At 61.7% G+C, this 13,796-nt stretch carries 12 protein-coding genes; all 12 read right to left on the minus strand.

The window, feature by feature from the left end; translation table 11 throughout:
* Window positions 1–398 precede the first annotated feature (398 nt).
* Entirely contained in the window at window positions 399–1,670 is a 1,272-nt protein-coding gene (locus tag OR600_RS08865; RefSeq protein ID WP_265591026.1) for a lipopolysaccharide biosynthesis protein, read from the minus strand.
* 2 nt (window positions 1,671–1,672) lie between these two features.
* Complete coding sequence (locus OR600_RS08870; protein WP_265591027.1) at window positions 1,673–2,806, minus strand: DegT/DnrJ/EryC1/StrS family aminotransferase; 1,134 nt, start codon at window positions 2,804–2,806, stop codon at window positions 1,673–1,675.
* The gene (locus OR600_RS08875) at window positions 2,806–3,387 is read right to left on the minus strand and encodes an acyltransferase (RefSeq protein WP_265591028.1); all 582 of its coding nucleotides are present in this window, start codon (window positions 3,385–3,387) and stop codon (window positions 2,806–2,808) included. Before OR600_RS08875 ends, OR600_RS08870 begins: the two co-directional genes overlap by 1 nt.
* On the minus strand, window positions 3,384–4,475 hold the full coding sequence (locus OR600_RS08880; RefSeq protein WP_265591029.1) for a Gfo/Idh/MocA family protein: 1,092 nt from the start codon (window positions 4,473–4,475) through the stop codon (window positions 3,384–3,386). Before OR600_RS08880 ends, OR600_RS08875 begins: the two co-directional genes overlap by 4 nt.
* Before the next feature lies 1 nt (window position 4,476).
* Entirely contained in the window at window positions 4,477–5,790 is a 1,314-nt protein-coding gene (locus tag OR600_RS08885) for a nucleotide sugar dehydrogenase (RefSeq protein WP_265591030.1), read from the minus strand.
* 229 nt (window positions 5,791–6,019) lie between these two features.
* Window positions 6,020–7,213 carry a Coenzyme F420 hydrogenase/dehydrogenase, beta subunit C-terminal domain gene (locus tag OR600_RS09930; RefSeq protein WP_309295243.1) on the minus strand — a complete coding sequence of 398 codons (1,194 nt, stop codon included), beginning with the start codon at window positions 7,211–7,213 and terminating at the stop codon, window positions 6,020–6,022.
* A gap of 21 nt (window positions 7,214–7,234) precedes the next feature.
* Window positions 7,235–8,737 (minus strand): lipopolysaccharide biosynthesis protein, encoded by a 1,503-nt coding sequence (locus tag OR600_RS08895; protein ID WP_265591031.1) that lies wholly within the window; start codon window positions 8,735–8,737, stop codon window positions 7,235–7,237.
* Window positions 8,730–9,788, minus strand: coding sequence for a polysaccharide pyruvyl transferase family protein (locus tag OR600_RS08900; protein ID WP_265591032.1), 1,059 nt, complete (start codon window positions 9,786–9,788; stop codon window positions 8,730–8,732). The genes OR600_RS08895 and OR600_RS08900 overlap by 8 nt, the downstream gene beginning before the upstream one ends.
* A 38-nt stretch (window positions 9,789–9,826) precedes the next feature.
* A complete protein-coding gene (locus OR600_RS08905; protein WP_265591033.1) occupies window positions 9,827–10,876 on the minus strand; it encodes a glycosyltransferase family 2 protein in 1,050 nt (349 codons plus the stop codon).
* Window positions 10,863–12,017, minus strand: coding sequence for an EpsG family protein (locus tag OR600_RS08910; RefSeq protein WP_265591035.1), 1,155 nt, complete (start codon window positions 12,015–12,017; stop codon window positions 10,863–10,865). The genes OR600_RS08905 and OR600_RS08910 overlap by 14 nt, the downstream gene beginning before the upstream one ends.
* Window positions 12,011–12,901: a glycosyltransferase gene (locus tag OR600_RS08915; RefSeq protein ID WP_265591036.1), complete on the minus strand. Its 891-nt coding sequence runs from the start codon at window positions 12,899–12,901 to the stop codon at window positions 12,011–12,013. Before OR600_RS08915 ends, OR600_RS08910 begins: the two co-directional genes overlap by 7 nt.
* Window positions 12,902–12,925: 24 nt before the next feature.
* Entirely contained in the window at window positions 12,926–13,789 is an 864-nt protein-coding gene (locus tag OR600_RS08920) for a glycosyltransferase family 2 protein (RefSeq protein ID WP_265591037.1), read from the minus strand.
* Between the last annotated feature and the right edge of the window lie 7 nt (window positions 13,790–13,796).

Genomic DNA, 13,796 nt, shown 5'->3' on the forward strand with positions numbered 1-13,796 from the left:
CGAACGTATTCCGTCGCTCATTCGACTACATTCGGTCGTGTTCGAATATATTCGCCATATTCCATCACGCATTCGAACGGTGGTGGAATGAATGACGAAATCGACAGTTGGAAAACGCCGGAAAGCTGGTGAAGCACGGCTCCACGAGGGACACGGTCTACCGGCTGCCGTAAAGCCGGTGCGCCGCAGCGGCTAAGAATCTGTTTGCGGCACGGAAAGCGGGTAGACGGGACGAGCGTGTGACTCCATCGCGCACAGACACGCTGTCATTGCGCAAGACCATCACTCGGCTAAACGAGTAGTTGAGTATCTTCAGAAGCCCCCTCAAGACGCGGTGCCGCGCAATCCTTGCCCGATCAACGAGGAGGCCCACGGAGCGCGCACATGCACCCGAGCCGTCAGAGGTCCCTGACGGTGCGCCAATACAGCACAGGGGCGACGAGGCCGAACAGGGCCATGGAGGCCGTATAGGCCCAAGCCGCCCCCTCCATCTGAAAGCGCGGCACAAGAGCCACCGAGAGGACGACGTTGAGGGCGATGGAGGCCGCCGCCATCACGGTGTTCGCAAGGAGCCTCTTCTGCGTCACGAGGAAGTTCGTTGCCGGCTGACGGAGGGCCGCCGTGACGAAGAAGCCCACCATGAGGATCCTGAAGGAAGGCACGGCGTCGAGGTACTGCTCGCCAAAGACCACCCCGATGACCTGCGGGCCAAATGCGAGTCCTGCCGCCAGGAGGGCCCCGAACCCGCCGACGCAGGCCGCGGTAAGCCTGAGGTAGTTGCGCCGCGTCCACGCGCCGTCGTGGCACTGGGCCGCAAAGCGCGGATAGGCGTAGGTCATGAGCATGGTCGGGGCAAACGACAGGGCAAACGGGATGGCGGTGGCCACCTTGTAGGAGGCCACGGCCACGTCGCTCGCCAGGAACTGACCCACAAAGAACGTGCCCGACAGCGCAAGCGCCTGGCTAAGCCCGTTGTTGAGGGACGACACCAACGCCACGTACCAGTACTCCCTCTTACTGAAAGTGCGGTCGCGCTCCTCCGGCATCGGCTTCGGCAGCGGGTGCCGCCACGCGAGCACGGCGAAGCTCGCCACGTAGGCGGCGTACTGACCGGCGATGAGCCCCGGCACGCCGGCAACGAGGGATCCGCCTATGGAGAGGCCCGCCAGAAGCAGGGTCTGGACGTTGGTCATATAGGCATAAGCCCTGTTGTCGAGGTTCGACCGCAGGTACACGAGGCGAAGCTCGCACAGGAGCACCACGAGGGGATAGAGGCAGTACAGGGCCAGCAGAGGCTGGGAACCCGGCAGCGCCCCCGGCGCCACCAGGGCGTAGACGAGGATGAGGACGGCCAGGGCCACGTCGGCCACCCTGCCCCAGCGCTCGCCGTAGCGAAACACCGCCAGCATGAGGGGGCGGTCCTCCATGTGCTCGCAGCAGAGCTGGAGCAGGGCGGACGAGGCCCCCAGTCCGTTGAACAGGGCGAAGATGCTCACGATGTTGAACACGTAGGAGTAGAGGCCGTACTCCGCCTTGGGGATGAGCCACACCAGCACGATCATGGTGAGGCTGGAGACCGCCTTGTTGATCGTCCCGGCACCGAAGATATGGAAGAACCCCGTCCGGTAGAGCTTGGCGAAGGGTCCTTTGAGGCGGTCGAGGGCCGCCACGGTCAGAGGGCCTCGAGGGCGGCCGCGACCCGCTCGACGTCGTCTCGGCCCATGTAGGGCCCCATGGGCAGGGACAGCACGCGGCCGCACAGCTCGCAGGTGACCGGACAGCCGTCGGGACAGAGTCCCACGCCGTCAAAGGCCGGCTGCCTGTGCATGGGGCGGGGGTAGTAGACCATGGTGGGCACCCCCTGGTCCTTGAGGGTGGCCTGCACCGCGCCGCGGTCCACACCCTCGGGCACCTTCACCGTGTACTGGGCCCAGGAGCTCGTGAAGCCGTCGGGCACAAGGGGCAGCCCCCAGCCGCGCGCCCCGAGGAAGGACAGCGCCTCCCCGTACCAGGCGGCCACCCGGTTGACGTCGGCCACCTCGTAGCCGGCAAAGGCCTCGAGCTTCACGGAGAGCACGGCGGCCTGCAGGGTGTCCAGGCGGCTGTTCATGCCCAGACGCACATTGTCGTACTTCATCGTCCCCTTGCCGTGGACGGCGATGCTGCGCATAAGGGCGTCCCAACCGTCGTCGTCGGTAAAGACGGCCCCTCCGTCGCCGTAGCAGCCCAGGGGCTTGGCCGGGAAGAAGCTCGTGGTGGAGATGTCGCCAAAGGAGCAGGCGCGGGCCTCGCCTATCCGGCCGCCAAAGCCCTGGGCGCCGTCCTCCAGAAGGAACATGCCCTCCCCGTCGCACACCTCGCGGATGGCGGGAAGGTCGGCCGGGAGGCCGAAAAGGTCCACGGCGACGACGGCCTTGGGGGCAAGCCCCGTGTTCTCCCGCACCCAGGCCACCGCCCGGCGCAGCGAGGCGGGGTCCATGTTGTAGGTGGCCGGGTCCACGTCCACGAACACCGGGGTGGCCCCCACCAGGGGCACCACCTCGCCACTGGAGAAGAACGTAAAGTCCGGCACGAACACGGCGTCACCCTCGCCCACGCCCCAGGCCAGGAGGGCCAGCTCCAAGGCGTCGGTGCCGTTGGCGCAGGTGAGGCAGTGGGCCACGGCCACGTAGTCAGCCAAGGCCCCCTCGAGCTCCGCCACCGGGGCGCCGCCGATGAACCGCCCCGAGGACAGAACGGCCCCCACCGCACCATCGACGGCGGGTTTGAGCGCCGCGTACTGGGCCTTGAGATCCCTGAACTCCATCACAGCCCCTCCTTCAGGCCCGCCCCGGCCTCGTGGTAGCGCCTGCCGCAGGCGGAGCAGGCGAGGTCCGCATCCAGGCGCTCGCCGCACTCGCAGACCCAGCCCACCCGGCGGGCCGGAACGCCGACCACCAGGGCGTGGGCCGGCACGTCGCCGGTCACCACGGCGCCCGCCCCCACCATGCACCACTCCCCCAGCGCGTGGCCGCACACCACCGTGGCGTTGGCGCCGATGGAGGCGCCGCGCCCCACGACGGTCCTGCGGTAGCCGGCCCTGCCCTTGGGATAGGGGGCACGGGGCGTGAGGTCGTTGGTGAACACGCAGGAGGGCCCGCAGAAGACACCGTCGGCCAGCTCCACCCCCTCGTAGAGGGAGACGTTGTTCTGCACCTTGCAGCCGTCGCCCACATGCACGTTGTCGGCCACGTTGACGTTCTGGCCCAGGGTGCAGCCGCGGCCGATGACGGCGCCCGCCTGTATGTGGGAGAAGCACCACACCTTGGTGCCCTCCCCTATGACCGCGCCCTCGTCGACGAGGGCGGTGGGGTGCACGAAGGCGCCCGGAAAGCGGCCCTCGCTCACAGCGACCCCTCCCCGAACTCGCCGGCCATGTCGGTGGAGGCGAAGTCGTCGAGGGGCAGCCTTACCGGAAGGCCGGTCTTCTGGCTCTTGTAGATGGCCAGCACCACCTCGAGGGCGTCGCGCCCGGCCCTGGCGTCGATGTAGGGCGCGCGGTCGTTGGCGATGGCGTCGGCCATGTCGGCGTAGACAGCGGTGTGGCCGTTGCCGTAGACGTTGCTCGTGGCCTCTTCCAGGCCTTTGTTGGCCTGGTCCTCCTCCGTCTCGTCGGCAAAGTCCCACACGTCGATGTTGTTGGTGGACTTGCCGCCAACCTTGACCGTGCCGGTCTCGCCGATGAGGCAGAGGGTCTCCTCGAGGTTGCGGGGGTAGACGTTGACGGTGCCCTCCACGGTGGCCACGGCGCCGTCGGCGAACCTGATCACGGCCACGCCGATATCCTCGGCCTCGAGGTAGCCGTGCTGGCGCTGGCCGGTGGCGCCGTAGACCTCCACCACGTCGCCCCCCATCATCCAGCGCAGCAGGTCGATGCCGTGGATGCACTGGTTCATGAGACAGCCGCCGTCCTGGGCCCACGTGCCGCGCCAAGGAGCCTGCTCGTAATAGGCGCGGTTGCGGTTCCAGCGGATGTTCACGGCCCCGTTGGACAGCCGGCCGAAGCGCCCCGCCTCCAGGGCGTCGCGCGTCTTCTGCACGGCCACGTTGAAGCGGTTCTGATGGCAGGCGCACACCTTGACGCCCGTCTCCTCGGCGCGGCGCACAATCTCGTTTGCATCGGCCATGGACATGGCCAAGGGCTTCTCCACAATGCAGTTCACGCCCGCGTCGATGAGGTCCAGGGCAATCCTGGCGTGCTCGCCGCTCTCGGTGGCCACGGCCGCAAGCTCGATCTCGGGGTGCTCGGCGAGCATCTGCCGGTAGTCGGTGTGGCGAGCGATAGAGTCGTCGTTCTCGAGGCCGTGCTTGGCCAGCAGCTCCTCCATGCGCTCGGGCTTGACGTCGCAGACGGCCACAAGGTCAAAGCCGTTGCGCTCGATGGCGGTGACGTGGTTGGTGGAGATGCGGCCGCAGCCGATGATGGCGCACTTCACGCTACAGCACCTCGATGTTGTCGCGGTTGACCACGCCTTTCATGGCGTTCTTGGTGTCAAAGACGGCCTGGGCGTTGGCCTGTACCATCTCGTAGTCGACGTTGGTGTGGCCGCAGGCCACCACCACGAGGTCGGCGGAGGCCACGACCTCGGGTGTGAGCTCGGGCAACGACTCGTGGGTCTCGCCCTTGAAGCGGTAGCTGGACACCCACGGGTCAAAGTAGGAGACCTCGGCGCCGCGGCGCTCGAGCAGATCAATCACCTTGAGGGCCGGGCTCTCGCGGTAGTCGTCTATGTCCTGCTTGTAGGCCACGCCCAGAACTAGGACCTTGGAGCCGTTGAGGGCCTTTTGCTGGTCGTTGAGCACCCGCGCCGCGCGGTCCACGCAGTACTCGGGCATGCGGTCGTTCACCATCATGGAGGCCTCGATCATGGAGGTGTGGAACCCGTACTCGCGAGCCTTCCACGACAGGTAGTAGGGGTCGAGTGGGATGCAGTGGCCGCCCAGGCCGGGGCCCGGGTAGAACGCCGTGAAGCCGTAGGGTTTGGTCTTGGCGGCGTCGATGACCTCCCAGATGTCGATGCCCATCTCGTCGCAGAGCTGGGCGAGCTCGTTCACCAAGCCGATGTTGACGTTGCGGTAGGTGTTCTCGAGGATCTTCTCCATCTCGGCCACGCGCGGGCTAGAGACCCGGGTGACACCGCCCTCCAGCACCGCCTCGTAGACGGCGGAGATGCACTCGAGGGCGTCCTCGCCGATGGCGCCCACCACCTTGGGCGTGCTCTTGGTCTTGTAGACGAGGTTGCCCGGGTCCACGCGCTCCGGCGAGAAGCCCAGGTAGAAGTCCTTGCCGCACACAAGGCCAGAACCCTCCTCGAGGATGGGGCGGATGAGGTCCTCGGTGGTGCCAGGGTAGGTGGTGGACTCCAAGACCACCATGGCGCCGGGTTTGAGATGCGGGGCAATCTCTCTGGCCGACGCCTCCATATAGGAAGTATCGGGCTGCTGGTGAGCGTCGAGCGGTGTGGGCACGCAAAGGGCCACGAAGTCGCACTGGGCCACGCGAGAGAAGTCGCCCGTAGCCTCCAACATGCCGGAAGAGACGAGCTGTGCCAGGTCCTCCTGCACTACATCACCGATGTAGTTCTGGCCGGCATTGACCATATCCACCTTGGCGGGCTGCACGTCGAAGCCGATGGTACGGAAACCCGCCTTGGCTTTCTCCACGGCCAGGGGCAGGCCCACGTAGCCGAGGCCCACGGTGCCGCAGGTGATGGTGCGGTGCTCTATGCTCGTTCTGACATCGTCGACCATAGGGCCTCCCCTGAACCACGATCGAACAGCCGGTCAGAAGGGTTCGGCTGCGCTACCGGCCCGGGTCCCAAGCATACAGTCGGGCGCGGAGACAACGTCGCCCCACAGAATCCCGCATCAAACGAAAGTCATAGGACGGCATTGCCCTCCCGGAGGCGAACATTCATTCAAAATCGTAACACCTACCACCGCTAACTGTCAGGCGGGGGAAGTCGGGGCAGGCAAGAGCCTACACCAGGCGGCTGATTCTTCTCAGCGCACCCCGCACCTTGCGGGCGACGACTTGGGACAGCGTGGGCTCAAAGCTCCATCTAGACATCAGGACCTCCACTGGCGTTCCCGCTGCGAGCTCCTCCATGAACGCATCCTTTCCCGGATGGGGCCTGGGGCTTTTGACAAGGGCGGGATTTCCCTCAAGAACCTCGCGGTAGTCGGCCTCCCCCATAAACGCTCCGTCCATAACGGAACTTATGATCGTTTTTCCCTTTTCGGTGTTCTCGACCACCGCAGACACTCCGAGGGCCGGGTCCTGGCACCCATGACCAGCCGCGTCGAATCCCCAAAAATCCCCGACCACCAAGTCTGACCCGCTCACCGACTTGTACGTGCAGTCGTAACAACTCGGACGAAGGCAGGCGTCGCCAAGAAATGCCCTCATGAACCAGTTCTCCCCAAAGCGCTCGCTCACGTCGTCGGTGTCCCCTCCGTCGAGAGCCACCACAACGCGAGAGCGCCCCCAACCGTCCTCCTTGTCCCTGAAACGGATGTCTTTCACCACGTCCGCCGAATGAGCACCCACGAGCCAGGCCAAGTATTCACGCCACAAGCGGGGTGAGGGGACGCCGTGACACATCACCGCCATCGAATAGACGTTGGGCAGCCGCGACACCTCTCCCAGAGCGCCGTTGAAGCCTGCCACTTGGCACGGTGTACCAGTGAACAGGACAGTCTGACCCCCTTTGGCGCGGTTCTTTAAATCTTTATACATATCTTTATCAATGGAGCTCTGGAGGTATTTAGATCCCCGCATGGCGACGAGACCATCAAGGTCGCCCGTCACCCCATGGCACACCGCTGCCCCACCGTCGCAGAACAGGGCGCCTGAGACCACTCCTCCGTCCTCGATGACACGAGATGCGACAAGCGAGAAAACGCCCCCCGAAGACGACCTAGCCAATGTGGCGCAATCTCGGGACTGTATCCATTTGACCCCGTTTACCTCATCTCTTGCGCCGGGGCTGAGCGAGGGGCACGCCTTGTCGCACCTACCGCATCGAACGCAAACGTCCTCATCCACGCGCGGATAGCGAAAGCCCGTCCCATCGGCCTCCAAGGCTATGGCCCCCACGGGACACACCGACGCACAGGCAGAGCAACCGCAGCAGGCGTCACCCAGACTTCGAATCACAGGAGTCTCATTCATCGCCGAACCTCCTCGCTTCTATCATATGAACGGGACCTGTCTTTCGATGGCGCCCCGTTCACCGTCGTCGAGCGCCAAGAACCAACAGGCAGCCCCAAAACAGACGGTGTAGAGAAGCCCCCAGAACACAAAACCAAGCCATGAGGCAACGGGCATCCAAGCAATCATCAATGAGAAGATGCAAACCACTGCGAGTGCAACGACAACGATTCGCAGAACCCGAGCCCAGAAGATACGCATATCAAGGCCGATTCGAAAGTGGTAGTACCAGTTCATGAACGCACCGTTACCCACTGCGATGGTGACGACGTAGGCAATGGCGGGAGCCCAGTACCCAAGGGCGGGGGCGGCCACCCAAGTGAAAGCGACGTTGAGTAACGCCATGACCATCAACACAACCGAACGTGCACGATGGCGATTCTTGGCCTTCTGGATCTCGATGCCAGTGTTTTGACAAAGGGGGATTCCGAGGGGGAGCGCCATAATGCAAATAAGCCAGTACGCGTCCATGAATTCCGGTCCCGCCCACCTTGAGACAAAGAACCTACCAAGCAGAACAAACCCCCCATAGAGCCAGCAGAACAACATCATCTGATACCGACCAACCGTCGTCATCAGGCCGGTGAGGACCCGGTTGTCATCGCTCTCGGCAACGATGCGGTTGATTTTTGGGACAAATACGCTGCTCATAGTCGACGACATGTAGACAAAAACATTTCGTACCTGGACGGAGACGGCAAACACCGCCACTGCCACCGCCCCCGAACGGGCCCCCAACAAGATATTGGGCACATTCTGGTTGACCAGGTCGCTCACCTGATTCATGAACACCCAGGCGCTAAACACAACAATGGCTCTAAACAAGGCCTTGTCAAAATGGCCGAGGTCAAAGCGCATATGTAGTTTTCCGAGCGTAAACCGAACGTTCAACAACAAGAGCGCAACGGTCACCACAAGCTGTGCGACAGCCACGCCCATGGCACCGAACCCTGCCACAAGAAGGACGTAAGCAGCTATCGGCGTCACAAGGGTCGTGGCAATCTGACGACTCTGTTGGAACTTAAATTCTTCATGTACGAGCAGATACGAGTCGAATACCGTCGAAAAAAGAGTCACCGCAATGGTAGCGCTCATCACCGTCATCAAGGAGCGAGCGAGTTCGGACTGTTCTTGGGTGAACCCGTCGGAGAAGATGGCCGGCGCACCGAGAGCAAAACCAGACCCAAGCACAAAGGCACCAAGAGAGACAACCGCATACACCAGGAGATACATGCCGTTGAGGCGACGGATGTCGTCAGACGTCCCGTTCTTCTCAAACGACGTGTAGAACTTGACATAGGCTCCGGAAAACCCAAAAGACAGCAGGGAAAGGGCGAATACGAAGGAATTCGCCGACTGATAGACACCGTAATCTGCCGAACCCACGAATGCGAGGAGCATGGGGGTGTAGGCGAGATTCACCAGGTTTTTGATGAGGATGTTCATATACCCCAGCAGGGCGCCGAGCTTCCGTTGGCTAGCCATGGATGCAGCCATCCAAATAGGAGAAGAACCTGTCCCTCTCCCGGGCGATGCGCCCGGGAGTGCCGCCATAGGAGCCCGCATCGTCAAGGGAGAACCCGTTGGCGCCGTATATCTTGTCTCGAAGGTCCAGAAGGTCGGCCAGGGTCTCCAGACGGGAGAACATTCCAACACCACCCTCTCTCCGCACGATCGTAAGGGGAGTCTCCATGATCGAGGAGAAGACCGCGGCGTGGAACGAGTCGGTCACCACGTGGTAGGCGTGGTCAATGAGGGAGATGAACTCGGCGGGTCCTGCCGGGAGCTGTCCTGTCCCTTCCCTGTCGGAAAGAGAGATTACCGGCATTGCACCGCCTCCGGTCACGGCATGCAAGACTTCCTCCGCCGACCCTCCCAAGCCACCGAGAAGGTAGGTGAACACATAGGGGCCATCAGGGGTAAGGAGGTCGGACGCCACGGCCCGCCACTCATCGACACCAAGCACCAAAGTGGGGTCGCACAGCACCACGGCTTCCTTACCGGCCCACCGTTCGATGAGGTCCGCCCCGCGATTCTCCCGCACAGACACTCGATCAAACCCCTTGACCCCTCGCGCCAACGACCGCCCTTGGATAGGCGTCATCTCGTCGAGCCCGATACTCGGAGACAGGGCAATCCTCTGATCCGGACTGGCAAACTCCAAGTAGTACCACGCACGAGCGCCCCGATTGAAATAGGGGTTCCACACTTGGTCGCTTCCCACCGAGAAAAGGTCGTATCCCCTCACGCTCCGGGTGTCTCCTTGGTCGAACACCTCGGTGACCACGCGCCCCTCGAAACGGGAAAACGCCTCCCTGCGCCCGACCGACATCAAGCTCTCCGGGTCCTCACGCTCCCTTCCCAGGACTTTTCTCGCAAGACGCTCCGCACCAGAAACCAGCGACCCCTTGTGCCCGGGAACAAGAAGGGAGGCCTCGTAGCCGAGATTAGAATATATTTTCCAATTTGCATACGCCTGGAGACGATTGCCGTAATTGTACTTTCCGGGCAGTGTGACTATTCCGACCTTGCCCATGCGCACACTCCTCTTGAGTTGAGAACCATAACCATCGCTCAGTCGGCCACCAATCTCTTGGCAGCGGCAAAACCTCGCGCCAGTACATACAAGACGCGAGAGGGCCATCCCCTTCTTATGCCGCCAACCAGCAGGGCCTCATCAGGCCTCAGCCTACGAGAAGGACGCACACCCAATGCCTCCCGGGCAAAAGGTTCAGCCCTCATCGACCCAAGCAGCTCGTCAAAAACTTCCAGACTCCGATCGCTCTTGGGTGCCGTCGCACACAACCTCAGGTCGGAACACATAAGCTTCTGGTCCATGCGATATAGTCCAGAAACATCCAGGCCAGCGGACCGGGCACGAGCGCACAAGGTGCTGTCCACGAACATCTGATCAAAAAAGAACCTCACATAGAATCTCTTCCTGGTAACGGATTCCTCGTTCTTCCGGTAGAAATACAAGGGCTCGTCGAGTAGCCCCACTCGGTCGGCGGTCAGGATTGCGCTGACCGACAGGAGCCGATCCTCACACATATCCACACGCCTCCCCGCTTCAACGCTCCACCCGAGCAGGTCACGCCTCACCGCCTTGTAGCAAAGGCTATTCATCTTGTATGTGTTCAATGCACACCGTCTCACGGCCTGCAGGTCAAGCAGGCCATCGTCACCCACGACGAGACACCCCAGGCTCTCCAAGGGTCTTGGAACCTCCATACTGCGAGTGGCGTTGAAAACCAGGATGTCCAATCGTCCAGATGAGATGGCCTTGTGCATCTTTTGGAGCGCGTCGGGAGATGCATACATGTCGTCAGAATCGAGGAACAAGATGTAGTCCCCGAGACTGCGCCGTATCAGGTCAAGCCTTGTCTCGTAGGTCCCACGGTTGTCAGGGGAACGGAATGACCTCAGTACGCCAGGTTCAAACATATAGGCGACAGAATCCACCACGTCCGCCGTTCCATCAGTGGACCCATCGTCGACCAACACCACCTCATAGTCCTTAAAGGACTGACAAGCAATGGACTCAAGGCACTCACCGATATAGCGCGCAGCGTTATAGCTGGCGACGCAAATGGAAAAGAACGGGCCGCCGTTACAAGAAGACATAGGGCACAACCTCGTTCATCTTACAAATGAAATAATAATCTATGGAGAATACCAGGCATGCCAGGAGGACCAAACAACCTAGCAACGCAGCTCTACGGGCCGCCGCTCCGTCAAAATGCCGAGCCTTTGAAAACACCGGAGCCATTGCCGTCACATCCATAAGACAAGGCGCATAGAGAATGAAGAAGTACAGGTAATAAAGACCTATTCTATAGAGGAACAGATTGACGACGCACAGACCGTAAAGCACGGCACCCATCAGGCAGACGGTTGACAACTCCCGAGAGAATCTCTCGGGAAGCGCAGACGGCACCGACAACCTTCGGTGCGCCACGACCAAAACGACGGCGATGAAACAAATTTCCAACCAACTTCTTCGCCCTCCAGGTCCTGCGGAAACAGTGCCGTCGGCATAGTGGCCGTAAATGCCGAGAACAGACGTCGCCCACTGCAGAAGGGGGGCGGCGAACAGAACTGCAATGGCCCCCACGGTCAACACGGCATACCGCACCGCATCGTACCTTCGAAGGGGAAGGGACCTAAGGGCGCACAGCAGCACCAGCGGAACCACCACGACAGCCGACTTGTGGAACCCCACAGCAACAATCAGAGGCAGAAAAGCCCGGAACCAACGCCGCTTCATCGACAGGTAGTAGGCGAAGACCACAAACGACATCGCAATCGACTGGCGTATGAGGTTGAAGGATGCCGGATAGAAAAGCAGGGTGTACACTGCAACCCCCGGCCACGGGGAGAACCTGCTGTTCATCTTAGCCATTCCGGCAAGAGACATAAAAATAGGAATAACGGTCAGCGCGGAGCAGGCCAACTGCACCGGCATCATGGTGGGCGACCAGTGCCCCGTCAGCCAAAGAACCAATTTGAACAGCGGATCCCAGCTGGAGTACTTGCTGTATCTGTAAAAGAACTCAAGGGAGTTGATTCGAGACTCCCCATAGGCCCCCAGCAGGTAGCCTCCCGTATCCGTTCCAACGGTGCGCCCGCGCAGAGCACCTATGAGGATGAGGAGCGCCGCCATCAACCAAAACGCAACTATGTCCGATCTTGTTGCCGTCTTCACGGCAACAGAGGCAACCATGCAAGCAACCGGAATGACATCGAGAGCAAGATAGACTAGCAACTCTGCGCCTCCTTGCCCCTCACATGGGCAATTCCCTCTCGAAAGCCGCGAGCATAGGCATCTACTAGGCCCCGCTTGTTCTTCTCGACGAGAAGATCGCGCAAGACCGTGGCGAAAACATATCGAACCTCTTGAGCTCTAATGGCACGGGACCGCCCTTTGGCAAGACTAATCGCCCAGGAACGGGCCTTGTCCATTCTTCTGGCCTCCGAATGGTTCGTGCGCAGCATCCTGAGAAGACGAACTCCGTCCCTGCCCACGACGGGGACGGGAAGCGTTACGGGAGACGCATTTCCCAGCTGATGCTCAAGGAAAACCCCATTCTCGCGAACTAAGCGATACCCGGCATCACGAAGAGACGCCGAGAAATCGTAATCGACCCAGTCCACGAACAGGTCCTCGTCAAAGCCTCCGACAGATTCCCATGCATCGAGCGAGAGCAAAGACCCAGATGTAATGGCCCTCGGAACGTCCTCTTCACTCGAATCGACTTTGGAATCCGCGATCGCCGCGTCTTCGCCCTCCTTGACAATCCGGGGACAGACGATAGCAACGTTTCCCCTACCGTTGAACCCCCGCGTAAGCTCCTCGACCATATGGGGCCCGGGGATGCTGTCCTGATCCATCAGGAGCACTCTACCCATGCCCATCTCCGCCGCTTTGGCACAGCAGCAGTTGAGGGCCCGAGAAAGACCAACGTTTTCTCCTGATCCAATTACCTGAAAACCATCGCACTGATTCAACCCACGAGCCATGAGAAAGGCCTCAGCGCCACCGTTGTCAAACAGCACGACGGCCTCAACGCTGTCACGGAGCGCATCGACAACACTCCCGAGCCTAGCCACGTCGGGGTTGTGAACGGTTATGCATGCAGCTACCGCCATGAAACACCTGCAATGCAAATGACGCTATCCATGACAGCGGCTCCGTCCCATCCGGTTGCCGGCAAGCCGCGCCGCGCAGTCCGCCGCAAATGCCATGGCCTCGACCGGCCTGCCCTCGCGAAGCACCGCCCCCAGCACGCTCTTTGCCAGACGGGAACCCTCCCCCACCTCGTCGGGGACATCGAGCTCCCCGTCGTAGGCGGCCAGGAAGGCACCCACGGCCCTGTTTCTCCGGTACTGCTCCTTTGGCGTGAGGTTGTGGGAGTGATAGACCTCGGCCTCCGCCGCATAGGCCACCTTGTAGCCGGCCTTGAGCAGTCTGGCTGCCATGAGCATGTCCTCGTTGGTCTCCACCTCGTCAAAACCGCCCACCTCGAGATAGGCGCTCCGTCGATAGCAGGAGCACACGTCGGAGGCGAAATAGGTCTTGATGCCCAGGCGGGGCAGGTCCTCGATGGTCCTCACATTGGACTCGGCCGGATAGTTGAACTCCCTCACCAACTGCTCGAAACGACGGGCGTCGGGCTTGGGGAGCTGGCGACCGCTCACCAGGGCCACCAGCGGGTCCTTGTCCAGCGGGGCCACGAGGTTCTCGAGGTAGCGCCCGTTGGCGGGAACGGCGTCCTGGGTCATGAAGGCAACGTAGTCGCCCGTCGTCTGACGCAGGGCAAAGTCTCGGGTGAGCCCGTGGTTGAACTCGTCCCGAGCGATTCTCACCACACGCACGCCGGGATAAGATGCGGCCACCTCGCAGGTGTTGTCGTCCGATGAGGAATCAACCACCACGATCTCGCCTGCAGGGCGGGTCTGGGCGCCCAGGGTCTCCAGAAGGCCGGGCAGCTCGCTTTCCCCGTTCAGTGTGGGCAAAACCAAAGAAATCGCGGACACAGTGGCA

It is taken from the genome of Granulimonas faecalis, assembly GCF_022834715.1.
Taxonomy (GTDB): Bacteria; Actinomycetota; Coriobacteriia; order Coriobacteriales; family Atopobiaceae; genus Granulimonas; species Granulimonas faecalis.

Coding starts and splice junctions, on each gene's coding strand:
- OR600_RS08905 (WP_265591033.1), bottom strand. CDS start 10,876: ATGTCTTCTTGTAACGGCGGCCCGTTCTTTTCCATTTGCGTCGCCAGC.
- OR600_RS08900 (WP_265591032.1), bottom strand. CDS start 9,788: ATGGGCAAGGTCGGAATAGTCACACTGCCCGGAAAGTACAATTACGGC.
- OR600_RS09930 (WP_309295243.1), bottom strand. CDS start 7,213: ATGAATGAGACTCCTGTGATTCGAAGTCTGGGTGACGCCTGCTGCGGT.
- OR600_RS08885 (WP_265591030.1), bottom strand. CDS start 5,790: ATGGTCGACGATGTCAGAACGAGCATAGAGCACCGCACCATCACCTGC.
- OR600_RS08895 (WP_265591031.1), bottom strand. CDS start 8,737: ATGGCTAGCCAACGGAAGCTCGGCGCCCTGCTGGGGTATATGAACATC.
- OR600_RS08915 (WP_265591036.1), bottom strand. CDS start 12,901: ATGGCGGTAGCTGCATGCATAACCGTTCACAACCCCGACGTGGCTAGG.
- OR600_RS08870 (WP_265591027.1), bottom strand. CDS start 2,806: ATGGAGTTCAGGGATCTCAAGGCCCAGTACGCGGCGCTCAAACCCGCC.